General features: G+C 65.1%; 11 protein-coding genes and 1 pseudogene. 6 read left to right on the top strand and 6 right to left on the bottom strand.

What is annotated here, in order from left to right; translation table 11 throughout:
- Window positions 1-25: 25 nt before the first annotated feature.
- Both Q4543_RS17160 and Q4543_RS17155 read left to right on the top strand, forming a co-directional pair.
- Entirely contained in the window at window positions 26-727 is a 702-nt protein-coding gene (locus tag Q4543_RS17160; RefSeq protein WP_303440296.1) for a GntR family transcriptional regulator, read from the top strand.
- Between the two features lie 75 nt (window positions 728-802).
- Window positions 803-1,708 carry a dihydrodipicolinate synthase family protein gene (locus Q4543_RS17155; RefSeq protein WP_303440294.1) on the top strand — a complete coding sequence of 302 codons (906 nt, stop codon included), beginning with the start codon at window positions 803-805 and terminating at the stop codon, window positions 1,706-1,708.
- Window positions 1,709-1,758: 50 nt separating this feature from the next.
- On the opposite strand, the gene Q4543_RS17150 is transcribed toward Q4543_RS17155, so the two are convergent.
- A complete protein-coding gene (locus Q4543_RS17150) occupies window positions 1,759-2,082 on the bottom strand; it encodes an NIPSNAP family protein (protein WP_303440291.1) in 324 nt (107 codons plus the stop codon).
- Between the two features lie 265 nt (window positions 2,083-2,347).
- Here Q4543_RS17150 and Q4543_RS17145 point away from each other — a divergent pair, with 265 nt between their 5' ends.
- The 4 genes and pseudogenes from Q4543_RS17145 to Q4543_RS17130 all read left to right on the top strand — a co-directional run bounded on the left by Q4543_RS17145 (window position 2,348) and on the right by Q4543_RS17130 (window position 7,085).
- Complete coding sequence (locus tag Q4543_RS17145; protein ID WP_303440290.1) at window positions 2,348-3,319, top strand: tripartite tricarboxylate transporter substrate binding protein; 972 nt, start codon at window positions 2,348-2,350, stop codon at window positions 3,317-3,319.
- Between the two features lie 75 nt (window positions 3,320-3,394).
- Window positions 3,395-3,868 carry a tripartite tricarboxylate transporter TctB family protein gene (locus Q4543_RS17140; protein WP_303440287.1) on the top strand — a complete coding sequence of 158 codons (474 nt, stop codon included), beginning with the start codon at window positions 3,395-3,397 and terminating at the stop codon, window positions 3,866-3,868.
- Entirely contained in the window at window positions 3,868-5,403 is a 1,536-nt protein-coding gene (locus Q4543_RS17135) for a tripartite tricarboxylate transporter permease (RefSeq protein ID WP_303440285.1), read from the top strand. The genes Q4543_RS17140 and Q4543_RS17135 overlap by 1 nt, the downstream gene beginning before the upstream one ends.
- 603 nt (window positions 5,404-6,006) lie before the next feature.
- Window positions 6,007-7,085 (top strand): annotated as a pseudogene (locus Q4543_RS17130) (IS110 family transposase).
- A gap of 460 nt (window positions 7,086-7,545) precedes the next feature.
- On the opposite strand, the gene Q4543_RS17125 reads toward Q4543_RS17130, so the two are convergent.
- The 5 genes from Q4543_RS17125 to Q4543_RS17105 form a co-directional block, all read right to left on the bottom strand.
- Window positions 7,546-8,286: a transposase gene (locus Q4543_RS17125; protein WP_303440344.1), complete on the bottom strand. Its 741-nt coding sequence runs from the start codon at window positions 8,284-8,286 to the stop codon at window positions 7,546-7,548.
- Window positions 8,287-8,921: 635 nt separating this feature from the next.
- Window positions 8,922-10,226: a replication-associated recombination protein A gene (locus tag Q4543_RS17120; protein ID WP_303440282.1), complete on the bottom strand. Its 1,305-nt coding sequence runs from the start codon at window positions 10,224-10,226 to the stop codon at window positions 8,922-8,924.
- A 185-nt stretch (window positions 10,227-10,411) separates the two neighbouring features.
- Window positions 10,412-11,014, bottom strand: a complete 603-nt coding sequence (locus Q4543_RS17115) for an SMC-Scp complex subunit ScpB (protein ID WP_303440279.1) — start codon at window positions 11,012-11,014, stop codon at window positions 10,412-10,414.
- A gap of 2 nt (window positions 11,015-11,016) precedes the next feature.
- Window positions 11,017-11,883 (bottom strand): DUF1403 family protein, encoded by an 867-nt coding sequence (locus Q4543_RS17110; RefSeq protein WP_303440276.1) that lies wholly within the window; start codon window positions 11,881-11,883, stop codon window positions 11,017-11,019.
- Window positions 11,884-12,088: 205 nt separating this feature from the next.
- Entirely contained in the window at window positions 12,089-13,042 is a 954-nt protein-coding gene (locus Q4543_RS17105; protein ID WP_303440273.1) for a tripartite tricarboxylate transporter permease, read from the bottom strand.
- Window positions 13,043-13,203 lie beyond the last annotated feature (161 nt).

Raw genomic sequence — 13,203 nt, 5'->3', positions numbered from 1 at the left:
GGAGAGCGGCATGAAGACACCGACGATGACACTCGCTTTTGACATGATGCGGCAGGACACGCCGATGGGGCGCCCCATGGCCTCGTCGCGAATCTATGACGATCTGCGGCAGCGAATCCTGTCGCTGGATCTGCCGCCGGGCACCGCGCTGACCCGCGCCGATCTGGCGCGGGAATACGATGTCAGCCAGACGCCCCTGCGCGATGCGATGCAGCGGCTCGATCAGGACGGGCTGATCCGGATCTATCCGCAATCCAAGACGCTGGTGACACGCATCAACCTTGCGCAGATCCGCGAGGCCCTGTTCCTGCGTCAGGCGCTTGAAACTGAGGTGACGAAAAAGCTCACGCGCGATCCGCCCCCCGAGACTTTGGCGCGGCTGCGCGAGGTCATCGCCCTGCAGCGCGCCGTCGCCCCCGACAAGACCAAGCTGCGCCGCTTTCAAGAGCTTGACGAGTTCTTCCACTACGTCATGTTCGAAGGTGCCGGGCATCCGAACCTGCATGCGCTGCTGCGCGCCCAGACCGGCGATCTGGACAGGGTGCGGCGCCTGCAAACCCATTCCAGCGACAGGCTCGACCTGATCCTGCAAGGGCACGAACGCATCGTGGCCGCGATCGAATCCGGCGATGTCGATGACGCGGTGCGCAAGATCCGCCGCCATACCCACAAACCCGACGACTGGGCCGATGAATATCGCGCCCGGCACGAGGATTACTTCACCTGACACCCGGCCCGACAGGGCCTCAGCAGGATCATCACCAGACAGCGCGGACCACCCCGGCCCGCGAAGGGAGAGTTCATGTCCAAAGCACTTGCCGAAACCTGCGGCCTTCACGTTGTCGCGCAGACGCCGTTCCTTGAGGACGGCGCGCTTGATCTTGCCAGCATCGACACGCTGTCGGCGTTCTACTACCGCCACGGTGCGCAGGGGCTGACCGTGCTGGGCGTCTCGGGCGAGGCACAGAAGCTGACCGTGGACGAAACCATCGCTGTCGCCGCCCATTACGTCGCGGCGGCGGACGGGCATCGCATCATCGCTGGCGTTTCGCACCCCAACCTTGCCACGCTGGTCGAGGTCACCAGAGAAGTCATCGCCGAGGGCGCCGACGCGGTGATGATCTGCCCGCCCGCTGGCATCCGCACCGACGAAGACCTTTTGCGCTATTTCGACGCGGTGTTCGAGCGCATCGGCGACGTGCCCACGGTGTTGCAGGATTTCCCCGCCGCCTCGGGCGTGGTGATGTCGGTGCCCGCCATCGACCGGCTGATCACCGCCTTCCCGCAGATCGGCGTGATCAAGGAAGAGGATTTCCCCTCGCTCCCCAAGATCACCCGGATGCGCAACGAGCTGTCGCGCCCGGTGCGGATTCTCACTGGCAACAACGGCCAGTTCCTCGTGCAGGAGATGGAGCGCGGCGCCGATGGCCCGATGGCGGGGTTCTCGTATCCCGAAATGCTGTCGGGGGTGTACGGGCTGATGACGGCGGGCAAACGGGCCGAGGCGCATGACCTCTTCAACCGCTACCTGCCGCTTTTGAAACACGAGGCGCAAGGACAATGGGGCATCGCCCTGCGCAAGGAGATGATGCGTCGGCGCGGCGCGCTGCGCTCGAATGCGCTGCGCGGGCCGGGGCCACGGCTGACCGAGGCCGACCTTGCCGAGCTCGACTTTCTTGTCGGGCGCATGGACCTGCCGCAGGGCTGAGCGCCGCGCCCCCGCAGGGAGAGGCGCGGCCCGTTGGCCGCGCCCACCGCTCAGCCCTTCGGCGTAAAGAAGGGCACCGGCCCCAGCAGTTGGTTGACCTGCGAGACAAGGTACCCGGCGTCGGCGCTGATCTTCAGATAGGCTTGCCACTCGGGGTCCGCCGCCAGCGCCGCCCGCTTTGCCGCCCGGTCGGCGGCATCGGCATAACACCAGATATGCACGTAGGAATTCACGTCCCCGGTCTCGACCGCGCCGTAAACCACGGGATCGCCCAGATGCCGACGCTGCACGTCGAACCCGTGTTCGCCATAAAGCGCGAGGTGTTTCTTGATGGTGCCCGGACGGCAACAATAGGTCCGGTGATCATAAAGCATTTCTGTTCCTCCATCTATTTCAGAAACTTGACCCGATCTCTCCGGGGAACCTCAAGGAGGCTTGCCAGCTTCGCGTCAATTCATATAGTAATGTATTAGTTGGTTGGGGCGCAAGCACCACCAGCGATTCCGGCCCGTGGGGCCCAGGCCGACGGAGGGGGAGCACAGAGCGCGCAAGCGCCGTGGCACGGGCCGGAAAGCAGAACACGGAAAACGACGGGACGGCCTGCGGCCGCTTCCGAACGGTCTTAGGAGGAGACACATCATGACACCCAGCTTCATCGGCACTCTTGCCGCCATCACCACGGCCCTCGTGCCGCTTGCCGCACTGGCCGAATACCCCGAGCGCGACGTGCGTATGGTGGTGCCGTGGGGCGCAGGCGGGGGCACCGACGGCATCGTGCGCAAGGTAACCACGCTTGCCGAAGACGCGCTGGACGGCACCATCTACGTCGAGAACATCGAAGGCGGCAACTCGGCCACCGGCGTCGGCCAGCTGATGAGCGCAAAACCCGATGGCTACACGCTGGGCGCGCTGACCTATGACAGCATCGTCACCGTGCCGTGGCAGGGCATGCTGCCAAGCTACAAGATGGACAAGCTCGACCTGATCGCCCGCATCACCAGCGAAGCCGACGCGATCATCGTCGATGCCGATTCCGACTACCAGTCGCTTGACGATCTGATCGCCGCCGCCAAGGCCGATCCCGGTAACCTGCGCGTCGGTGTGCAGAACCTTGGCGGGCGGGTGCATCTGACTCTGCTGCAGCTTCAACAGATCACCGGGGCCGAATTCCGCATCGTTTCCTACCCCGGAGGCGCTGCCCCGCAGAAAGAGGCGCTGCTGTCCGGCGAGGTGAACGTGGTGCTGACCTCGCTGGGCGATTTCGCCAACCTGATCGAAGACGGCAGCGCCCGCGGCATCGTCGAATTCTCGGACGCCAAGAACCCGACCTACGACGTGCCCACCGCCGAGGAAGCCGGCATCGACCTGCTCAACGGCTCGTTCATCGTGCTGGCCGCCCCCGCCGGAACCCCCGATGACGTGGTCGCCGCGCTCGAGGCCGCCTATGAGCAGGCCTACAACACCGACGAGTTTCAGGACTGGCTCGCCACCATGGGCGTGACCCCCAACTGGCTTGCCGGCGATGCGCTTGACGATTGGGCGGACGAGACGGCGCAAGGCCTGTTCACCCAGATGGATATGCTCGTCGAAAACGGCGTTCTGTCGAAATAACCGCCCCCACCATCCCAGTGCCATGACAGGCGGCATCGGAGCATTCTCCGGTGCCGCCCCAACCCGGAGACCACGATGGCCGACCGCGCGCCCCTTCTCAGGACAGGTGTCCTGCTGCCCCTCTTTTTCCTGATCGTCACCACCGTCTACCTTGCCGCCGCGTTCGACATCCGCTCGCAATTCGCGGGGGCCGGCGAGATGAGTCCGCGCTCGGTGCCGATCCTCATGGCCTGCCTGATGTATGTCGCCCTCGCGGTGGTCTTCATCGCCGAGTTCCGCAGCCCCACCCAAGACGGACCGGTGCGCGAATTGCTGCGCCCGCTTCTGGTGATCGTGGCGACCGCCGGCTACATCGCCCTGTTCCGCCCGCTGGGCTACTGGCTGGCGACCCTCGTCTTCACCTCGGCGCTGTTCGCTATCTTTCACTTCCAGCTGCGCCGCCCGCTGATCTTCGCGTTTTACGCCATCGCCGTGACGGCGCTGTTCTACGGCCTGTTTGCCGGCATCTTCGGGGTCCGCTTGCCGACCCTCACCGCAGGGGTGTTCTGATGGACATCTTCATCGACATTCTCGGCGGCATGTCCGCCCTCGCCGATCCTTACGTCATCGCTTTCATGATCGGCGGCTTCCTTGTTGGAACCTTCTTTGGTGCCATGCCCGGCCTGACCTCGGTGCTGGCCATCGCGCTGCTGCTGCCGATCACCTACACCATCGACGTGGTGCCGGCGCTGGTGATGTGCGCCTCGATCTTCATGGCCGGGATGTATTCCGGGTCGATCACCGCGACCACCATCAACATCCCCGGTGCGCCCTCGTCGATGATGACGGCGATCGAGGGCAACGCCCTGATGAAGAAAGGCTTCGGCGCCAACGCGCTGGGTCACGCGGCGCTGGGTTCGATGATCGGCGGGGCCATCGGCGCGGTGTTGCTCATGGCCTTCATGCCGATCGCGGCCGAGCTGTCGCTGCTGATCCGCACGCCGGGCAAGTTCTCACTGGTGCTCTTCGCGCTGGTGGTCATCGTGATCGTCGACAAGGGCAACATCGCCAAGGGCTTTGTCGCCACGCTGCTGGGGGTGATGATCGCCACCGTCGGCATCGACGTACTGCAACCCATCCCGCGCTTCAGCTTCGGCACCGAGACGCTGGTCGAGGGCATCGACATCATGCCTCTCGTCATCGGCGCCTTCGCAATCTCCGAAGTGCTGATGCAGTCGGAAAACTGGAAGAGCAACCTCAGCTCGACACTGGAACAGGCCAGAGACCTGAAGATCCGCCGCCGCGATTTCCTGCCGCCGCGCGCCGAGATCCGCGAGATCGGCCTGCTGGCCTACCTGCGCGCGTCCTTCATCGGCTATGGCATCGGCATACTGCCCGGTGCCGGCGGCTCGATGGCGGCCTTTGTGTCCTACGCCATGGCGCGCTCTTCGTCCAAGACCCCGGAGCAGTACGGCAGCGGCTCGCGCGAAGGCATCGCCTCCGCCGAGGCCGCCAACAATTCGATGTGCGGCGGCGCCTTCGTGCCTATGCTGATGTTCGGCATCCCGGGCGATCCGACCACCGCCATCGTGCTGGGGGTTCTGGTGATCAACGGCCTGCAGCCCGGCCCGCGCCTGCTCGAAAACCAGGCCGAGCTGCTGGGGCCGATGCTGGGCTCGCTGTTCTTCTCGGCGCTGGTCCTGATCCCGCTGACGCTTTGGCTGTTCGGGCCGTGGTTCATCAAGATCGTGTCGATCCCCAAGGGCCTGCTCTACACTGGCATCGCCGTGGTGGCGCTTGTCGGCAGCTATGTCGCGACCTACTCGATCTTCCAGATGTCGCTGGCGGTGCTTTTCGGCATTTTGGCCTATTTCATGCGCAAGCAGAACTATTCCACCGTGTCGATGCTGCTGGGCTTCATTCTGGGCCCTGACCTCGAGGAATATCTCAGGCGCGCCCTGTCGCTGAATGATGGCAACCCGGTGGTGTTCCTGACCAATCCCGACAGCCTGTTCTTCCTTGCGCTGACCGCGCTGTTCGTCTGGGCCATCCTGATCCGCAAGCCCAAGAGAGCCATGCCGCGCACCGAAAGCGGCGAAATCTAGGCCCCCCGCCTGCTGCACCGACGCAGCGGCAGGCTCCCGGTTCCACAGATCGAAGGGCCGCTGCACCGCAGGCGGCCCTTTGCGCGCCCAGTGCCGCAGCGCCTCGCAGATCGAGGCATCGGCCAAGACCGAAGGATTGGTGAGGGCCATTCTCTCGACGCCCGCCATGGCGGTCTCCTCAACGCGCCTTGCATCCTGTAGCAGGCTTATGATCCATCGAGCAGTCGGGAGGCCCCCTCCCCCTCATTGCCGCCTGTGTGTTCAACCGCCCGTAAAGGCTCCGAGCAAGCCGCATGGTTCCAAGAGCGCCGCCGTTCGGGCTGCCGCGAAAGGCGATGGTTTCGGCATCGGCCTGACGGCGCAGGTGCCGTTGCTGCGGGCGAGTTAGACCATTGGTGCGACAGCGGGTCGTCAGGCAACGCCAGCGCTGCTGACCCCGCTTTAGACCCCATGATCTCTGTATGAGCCTGACTGGTCCAGTGGCCTCTCCCGCGGCATTTTCCGTTCGAGGGTTGCGCCCGGTTGGCGGGCGCCGAGCCTCAAGAATGGGGCAGAGACCAAAAGCAGGGTAGCACTTTCATCGGGCTGGATCGCCATAAGGCAATGATTTCGGTTGCCTTGGCGCAAGGAGGACGCGGCGGCGAGGTACGTCACCTGCATCGGTCTGATCATGTGCGCAAACTACTCGACAAGCTCGCGGCTGGTGGGGCGCGGCTGCATTTTTGCTATAATGCAGGCCCCTGCGGCTATGGCTGTCCATCGACAGCTTGTCCGAGATAGGTCATGACTGCACCGTAGTGGCCCCATCGTTGATACCTAACGAGGCCGGTGGTCGGGTAAAGACCGACCGCCGTGATGCGGTGATGCTGGCAAAGCTGCACCGGGCCGGCGAACTGACGGCGGTCTGGATGCCTGACGAAGCGCATGAGGCGATGCGCCACTTGGTCCGGGCGCGAGCGACGGCCATGCCGGTGGTGGGCAAGGCGCGCCAGCACCTTCAAGGGTTTCTGTTGCACAATGGCCGGATCTATCCCGGGAAGAAGCGTTGCACGGGAGCCTATCGGCGCTGGCTTGCGATGGTGCGCTTTTCGCATCCGACGCAGCAGATCGTCCTTCAAGACTATATCGACGCCGTTTCGGACACCGAAGCGCGGGTGGAGCGGCTGACCGGCCAGATCGCGGACCTGCTGCCTGCCTGAAGCCTCGCGCCGGTTGTTGAGGCGATCCGTGTGATGCGCAGCGTCGGGTTCATTATCGCGGTGACGGTGGTGGCCGTGGTTGGGGACTTCAGCGCTTTGATAATCCCCGGCAACTCAGGGCCTAGCTCGGTCTGACGCCATCCGAGCATTCCAGCGCTGCCAGCGTCCGGCGCGGCAGAATCACCAAGGCTGGCAGCAGCCTGGAGCGGAGGGCACTGGTCGAGGGCGCCTGTGGGCTACCGCATGCAGGCGCGTGTTAACCCGAAGCTCCATTCCCGACCGGAGGCACTGCCGAAGGTGGCCTGCGACATCGCATGGAAGGGGCCGCTCAGGATGTGCCAGCGCTACCGTCATCTGGTCGCCGCCGGAAAGCCGAAGGTCCTGGTCATCACGGCCATCGCGCGTGAGATGGTGGGCTTCATCTGGGCCATCGCCAAAGCTGTGACAGCTCCACCGGCAGGAGGGATCACAGTGTCGGCCTGAGGTAATAACCTAGCCCTGACGAGCCCGATGCGCAGGGTTGGGGGCGGAACAAGGTGGGGAACCCTCGTCGCCTGTTAGGGGCCGACACTGTCGATGCCCGATCCTTAGAGCAAGGCAGCTTCAGGACGAAACCACGGTCATGCGGTACCCAACCCGCGCATGAGAGCTTGCTCAACCATCGTCTCAGTTCCGTCTCCTACCCTGCGCATCTACACTACGCTGCGCCCCGCATCGCCGGATGATTTGCCGTGAAACAAAGAGTTGGCAGCGATCATGAGAGCAGGCTTGTGAAACCGGTTTTGCGAAGCGGGATTTGGGTCTGGTGGCGGGCTTGGGCGGAGCTTCACAGCCGCGCCCGGTTCGATGGCCAGCTTTCAGGGGACCGACAGCGCGCCGTTCGGCGTCGCCACCCATTGCCCGGCAGGCGATTGCGCAGCAATCTGCCGAGTATCCGTGATGATCAAGAGGGTTCCGGAACCCATTTCCGGTCGTCTCTGATCAAAGCGTTCGCAAGGTCGACACGTTTCCTCATCACGGCAGTAATGGCGACCTTGCGCGGCTTGTCGGCTCGGATCAGGTCGTCGAATTTGCTGCGCGCTGCCGGGTTGTGCTGCATCGCGCAAAGCGTCGACATGAACAGCGCCTGCCGGACAGAGTGCCCGCCGCCCTGTATCCTTTCATGCCCGTGCCATTGGCCCGATTGGCGCGAGATGAGGGCCAGTCCGGCAAGCGCCGCCGCCTGCTTTGCGCTGAGCGCACCCAGCTCGGGCATGTCGGCGTGCAATGCCGTCGCCGAGCTCGTCGAAAGGCCCGGAATGCTGACCCGGATCTCTGAACGCTCGGCCAGATCGGGATCAGAGGCCACGATCGCTTTCATTGCGGCGTCCACCTTTGCCGGCGGTCGTTCGATCTGTCCCAATCGCCGGGGAAGCAGACGCCGCAGCATCGATTGTCGCGTCGTTTTGATCCTCGTCCTGGCCGCGGTGCGATCCTTGATCAAACCCCGGCGGAACACGCGCAATTCGCGAAGGTCGCCAAGGGCTTCAGAATGCGTTTGTGTGGGTTTGAGCTGCAACGCGCATCCCATCCTGGCCGACCTCTCGGCCTCTAGGCGATCCGTCCAGGCGACACGCCCTGTCGCCTCAGCGAACCGCCTGACCTGCCGTGGATTGACCTTCGGATCGGTGGATCCACGGCGCATCAGCATGCGCTCAAGATCGCAATGTCAGGCGCCAGGCGCGTCGAAAACGATCCGCGCGCCGCTGCCAGAGGCCCATCCGAAGAACGAGGCCAATCCACCAGCTGCGTTCTCAAACTGATGAGCCTCACCTTCGGTCGAGCAGCAGGCATCCAGCGTTGCTTTCGATACGTCGATCCCTACATCTTGCATGGTTATTCCCCACCTTGTCCTGTCATGCGGGCCCACCGCTGAGAACGGGCCCCAAGTCTCCGTTCAGGTTCGAAGAAAATGCAGGGGCGACCATGCTCGGCATCGGCCCATCACGACCCAGAGGAGGATGATTTTCCCCCCGCCATCACCCCGATTTGCGCGATCCCCGCGACACTGCGCTTGGCATACTCGTCACTGTGCCCGTAGGCTCAATCCGTCTGGGGTAAGAGGAAGAACGTCCTTCACCCGATTTGTGCATCAAAGCCTATCAACAGGCCCCGGTCATCTCGCCTTGGTCCGGGCCGACAGCTGCAGCGCAATCCATGTGGCCATGTGCAAATTCTGCCGGCTCATCGCGACAGGCCGCCAGATCCGGCTGAAGGCCGGGCTGGTCGGGATCGGTCCAGACGGCAGCGCTGCGGCTTGCGGGTTGTCGCCCGAAGCCCTCAAGAAAATGTCTTCGCCACGCGGCGCCCGGTAAGCTCCTCCCAGAACCGGTCGGCCCGGGCCTCGAAGCTGGCGCTGCCGCGCGCGTCGCTCTGGTAGAGACTGCCCGGACGCAGACCCGGCACATAGTCCTGCTCGACCCAGCCCCGCGGGTCGTCATGCGGGAAGCGGTAGCCTTCATGGCCGAGCTTCGCCGCACCGGCGTAATGGGTGTCGCGCAAATGCTTTGGCACCACCACCGGGGCGGAGCCCTCGACCAGCTCTAGGGCGGCGCCGATCCCACGGCAGGCTGAGTTGGACTTTGGCGCGCGCGCCACGTGCAGCGCCGCATGGGCCAGAATGATCCTTGCCTCGGGGTAGCCGATCCGCTCCACGGCCGTCGAGGCCGCAACCGCGGTCTGCAAGGCGCTGTTGTCGGCAAGGCCGACGTCTTCGGAGGCGTGGATCATGATGCGGCGCGCGATGTAGCGCGGATCCTCCCCGGCGTGGATCAGCCGCGCCAGCCAGTAGAGCGTGGCATCCGCATCCGAGCCGCGCATGCTTTTGACGAAGCTCGAAACCACATCATAGTGCTGATCCCCCGAGCGGTCATGGTTGACCGCGGCAGAAGCATAGGCTTCCTCGAGCATGGCTTCGGTGATCGTCACCCGGCCGCCGGGGTGGCCCAGGCACAGGCTTTCAAGCGTTGTCAGCGCGCGCCGCGCATCGCCCCCCGAACGCCCGGCAACAAGGCGAATATGCGCATCGGACATCTCGACATCGCTGCCCTGTTTGCGCAGATGGGCAAGGCCGCGCCGCACCACCTCCTCCATATCATCGATCGACATCGGCTCGAGCTTGAGGATCGTCGAGCGCGAGACAAGCGCCGGCGGCAGGGCGTGATAGGGATTCCCCGTGGTGGCGCCGACAAAATCCGCCGTGCCCTCCTCGCAGATCGACAGCAGGTCATCGGCCTGGGTGGCCGAAAACCGATGCACCTCGTCGACGAAGATCAGCAGCGGGCGAATCCGTGCCTCGTCGGCGATCTTGCGCAATTCCTTCACCCCGTCGCGGGTGGCATGCAGGGGGCGAAACTCCTTGCCAAGCATGTTGCCCACCGCGCGCGCGATCGTGGTCTTGCCGACACCCGGAGGACCATAGAGGATCAGGCTCCCAAGGGCGCCAGCGCTGATCCGGCGGCGCAGGATAGAGCCTTGCCCGGTGATCGCCCCCTGCCCGATCACATCTTCCAGCGTCTGCGGCCGCAGCGCGGCGGCAAGCGGGACATGGCCCTGCACGGGCGCGGCGTCGAAGAGATCGGACAATGGAGGCTCCTGCGATATGAGGCGCATGCACGCGGTTTGTGCCGGTCTATGCGCTGAACGCGCAATTGGTAAGTGCCTCGCCGCGCCGCAAAGGATCGCGCGACCCTGCAACGCGGCCCGGCGCGGCGGCAGGCCCCTTGCGCGACCATGCCTCTGGCGTTGCTCGGGGAGCAACGGGGCGATTTCTACGCCCCCCCTGCCCCGCCGGTCAGACCGGCATCCTGCAACTGCTCCATATCCGGCAGATCGCGCAAGGTCTCCAGATCGAAGCTCACCAGGAACTTGTTGGTCGTCACATAGGTGTAGGGCGCGCCGCGTTGGGGGCTGCGCGGCCCGGTGCCGATCAGCCCCCGGTCGTGCAGCCGGCCGATCAGATCACGACTGACCTCCTTGCCGAAAATCTCCCTCAGCCCGTCCCGGGTCACCGGCTGATGGTAGGCGATGGCCGCGAGCACCGCGAGATCGAACGCGCGCAGGTCAATCTCCTGAGCGGCCACATCAGCCGCCTCGCGGATCACCGCGGCATAGGCCGGGCGGGTGCGCAACATCCAGCCATCGGCGACGCGCGCCAGTTCGTAGGGACGCCCTTCGAGCTCGGCGGCAAGATCGTCGATCAGCAGATCCACCGCGACCCCCTGCCCCACAACCCGCGCCAGATCGGCGCGCGGCACCGGCGACGCCGAGGCAAAGAGCACCGCCTCGATCCGGCGCATCCATTCACGCCAGCGCAAAGCCTCGGGCAGCGCATCGAGATTGCGGTCAAACGCTGCGGTTGTGGATTTCGGCATGCTCAGATCCCGTAGAGTCGGAAAGTGCTGCGGCCAGTCAGCTCGCGGGCAACGCCAAGCTCGACGAGACGATCACAGAACCGCCTTGCGGCGCGATCGCTCATCAGGCCCGAAAGGGTTCCGCCGGGCGAGACCGCATCGCGCGACAGGAAAAGCTCGACCGCCTGAGCCGAGGCCCGGGAGCGCAGCCTCGGCGCCACAGCGCGCAGAGCCTGGGCGGCGCGCGTGAGCTCCTGCGCCTGCCGGTACGCTTCGCCCGCCCCCTGGCGAACCGCTATGTGGCAGCGCAGCAAAAGATCAGCGCCGCTCTGGCGCAGGGCCCGCCCAGAGAGGCTGGCCCCCAGGATCGGCACCACATGCTGCCAGCCCATGGCGCGCGCCAGCTCGGCATCTGCCCGGATCAATGCGGCGGTCTCGGCTTTGGGCGCCTCGGCGATCGCCGCCTCGAGCGCCCGGGCGGCCCGGCCCACCGGTGTGGCCTCGCGTGCGGCCCGATCCGTTGGCAGCTTGGCGAGCGTCATCAGCCTGACGGGGCGCGACGTGGCCCGGCGCCAGTCCAGCAAAAGCGCGCCTGCCGGGCCGGGCGTATCTCCGGGCCTGAGCAGCATGATCTCGTCGCGAATCTCTGCTGCCTGTTCCCGGCGGCCCGTCATCGCGGCCCCAAGCTGCGCCGCGCGCAGGGACAGGCGTTCGCGCAAGAGCGCGTCGGGCAAGGCCTCGACCTGCAAGGCAAGATGCAGCAGTATAAGCGCCGCACCGCTGGAAAAACCCGCTGCTTCAATGTCCTGACCGCCGCCGCCGGGGAGCCATCCCGGCATGGCGCGCGGCAAAGGCCAAGGGAGGGGCGAGGGGGTCGAGATTGATTTCATGACCTTCATCCTAGCCAGGCACGGCGCTTTGGCCAGAGTATTCGGCCAGAACCGCCGCGCCCTTTGCATCAGGGGCAATGCCATGCGTATCGCCAAGGCGCCTGCCCGCTGCGCTCTGTCAAAGGCAGCACACATCCCCCCCGGGCAGCGGATCACTGCGCCTGACGCGGCGCCGCCCTCACCCACAACCGCAGCGCCGCCTTGATCAGCACCCCCCCACAGCGCCAGTGTCAGGCAGCCCAGCACCATCGACGCGGGGCGGTCGAAAAAGGCCAGAAGATCGCCCTGCGTGCTGATCAGCGATTGCATCAGCGTCTGTTCGACGATCTTGCCCATGACGATGCCCAGAACCACCGGCGCCAGCGACATTCATGATCGTCGCCAGCACGCCAAGCCCCAGCATCACCAGCAGACCGGACATGTCATTGTTGATGGCAAAAGCTCTTAGACAGGCAAGGATCAGCAGACTTGGTGCAATGATCCCGGTCGGAACCCGCAGAACCAGCCCCGCCATGCGGATGCCAAGCCAGCCAAAGGGGATCAACATCAGGTTGGCGAGGAAGAACACAAGGAACACCGCGTAGACCATCTGGCCGTTCTTGATGAAAACCATTGGGCCGGGGTTGACCCCCTTGAGATATAGTACGCCGATGGCGATCGCCGTGATCGTATCGCCCGGAATGGCAAACACCAGCGCCGGGATCCACGCCCCGGCGAGAGCGGCATTGTTGGCCGCTCCACCGGCCACGATCGGCTCGATATGGCCCTTGCCCCAACGTTCGGGCTCGCGCGTGGCCCGCCGCGTCACCGCAACCGAAATCCACGCGGCAATATCCGCCCCGGCGCCGGGCAACGCCCCGAGCCCTGTTCCCATCACCGATCCGCGCAGCGCAGGCCACCAGTGGCGCCGGCCTGCCGCCGCGATCTTCGAAATCGCAGACCCGGGCGCGGCGTCGGGAAGCCTGCGCGCGCAGTCCTTCTGCGACAGCAACCGCAGGATTTCGGGCAGCGCGAACATACCGATCAGCGCCGGGATGAAGGAGATGCCCTCGAGAAGCGCCCAGGATCCGAAGGTAAAACGCGGATAGCCGGTGGTGTAATCCATGCCCACGCTGGCAATCAGAAGCCCCATCATCAGCGCCGCTATGCCGTTGAGCATGTCGTCTCCGGCCACTAGCACCGCGCAGCTAAGCCCCAGGCAGCTAAGCGGCTCTGCTGCACACATCAGGGTGTGAACGGACGTCCCCTCTTATCTTTCCCGGTAGGACGTCCCCGTTCGCGGAACGTCTCCCCGGAGCGCCTGCAATGTGGGATGTCTGG

This window comes from Salipiger sp. 1_MG-2023 (assembly GCF_030547555.1).
GTDB lineage: Bacteria > Pseudomonadota > Alphaproteobacteria > Rhodobacterales > Rhodobacteraceae > Salipiger.
The sequence above is the reverse complement of the archived record's forward strand: the minus strand, read 5'-3'. Positions and strand labels throughout refer to the sequence as shown.

Coding starts and splice junctions, on each gene's coding strand:
- Q4543_RS17160 (WP_303440296.1), top strand. CDS start 26: ATGACACTCGCTTTTGACATGATGCGGCAGGACACGCCGATGGGGCGC.
- Q4543_RS17155 (WP_303440294.1), top strand. CDS start 803: ATGTCCAAAGCACTTGCCGAAACCTGCGGCCTTCACGTTGTCGCGCAG.
- Q4543_RS17150 (WP_303440291.1), bottom strand. CDS start 2,082: ATGCTTTATGATCACCGGACCTATTGTTGCCGTCCGGGCACCATCAAG.
- Q4543_RS17145 (WP_303440290.1), top strand. CDS start 2,348: ATGACACCCAGCTTCATCGGCACTCTTGCCGCCATCACCACGGCCCTC.
- Q4543_RS17140 (WP_303440287.1), top strand. CDS start 3,395: ATGGCCGACCGCGCGCCCCTTCTCAGGACAGGTGTCCTGCTGCCCCTC.
- Q4543_RS17135 (WP_303440285.1), top strand. CDS start 3,868: ATGGACATCTTCATCGACATTCTCGGCGGCATGTCCGCCCTCGCCGAT.
- Q4543_RS17125 (WP_303440344.1), bottom strand. CDS start 8,286: ATGCGCCGTGGATCCACCGATCCGAAGGTCAATCCACGGCAGGTCAGG.
- Q4543_RS17115 (WP_303440279.1), bottom strand. CDS start 11,014: ATGCCGAAATCCACAACCGCAGCGTTTGACCGCAATCTCGATGCGCTG.
- Q4543_RS17110 (WP_303440276.1), bottom strand. CDS start 11,883: ATGAAATCAATCTCGACCCCCTCGCCCCTCCCTTGGCCTTTGCCGCGC.
- Q4543_RS17105 (WP_303440273.1), bottom strand. CDS start 13,042: ATGCTCAACGGCATAGCGGCGCTGATGATGGGGCTTCTGATTGCCAGC.